The organism is Bifidobacterium sp. M0353, from assembly GCF_016100645.1.
In the GTDB taxonomy this organism is placed as follows: domain Bacteria; phylum Actinomycetota; class Actinomycetes; order Actinomycetales; family Bifidobacteriaceae; genus Bombiscardovia; species Bombiscardovia choladohabitans.
The window spans coordinates 1-516 of sequence record NZ_JACFSB010000013.1 but is presented as its reverse complement, the minus strand read 5'-3'; the positions used below and the strand labels follow the sequence as shown (position 1 = coordinate 516).

Here is a 516-nt window from a genome sequence, read left to right as displayed (position 1 = left end):
GCAAGCCAAGGCTTCAAAAGCAAATATAACGAAAGAAACAGCTGAAGGCATGATCGAAAAAGCTTACCAGGAAGGAGTTGCAAAAAATGAAACTAAATAAGAAGTATGCATTGGCGGCTAATGAGGGTGCCTCTGCTCTTGCTAAAAAAGATATTATTGTAGCTCACTCAACCGCAACACCTAATGGTGAAGCCTGGGCTATTGCTCATAATATGAAAGCTGGTATTAACACGGCACAGACCTACGTCCATTTGGTAGTCGACGACAAAGAATGTTACTTAGTAGGCGGTTTGGGCTATGTTGCGTGGGGCTGTGGTTATTATGGTAATCAGCTATCACCTATGCAGATCGAGCTGTGTGAGTTTTCTGATAAAACAAGGGCTAAGAAAGCCTATCGTAACTATATCGGCCTGATCCGTGAGTATGCTAAAAAGTACGGTATTCCTTTAACGCTCGATACGAGTGCTAAACGTGGTGTGAAAACACACAACTGGGTAACACATAATTTAGGCAATA

General features: G+C 42.2%; 1 protein-coding gene. It reads left to right on the top strand.

The features are described from left to right. Positions 1–86: 86 nt before the first annotated feature. Positions 87–516 (top strand): N-acetylmuramoyl-L-alanine amidase (locus H3V04_RS08770; protein ID WP_198188189.1); only part of this gene is annotated, 430 nt, incomplete at its 3' end.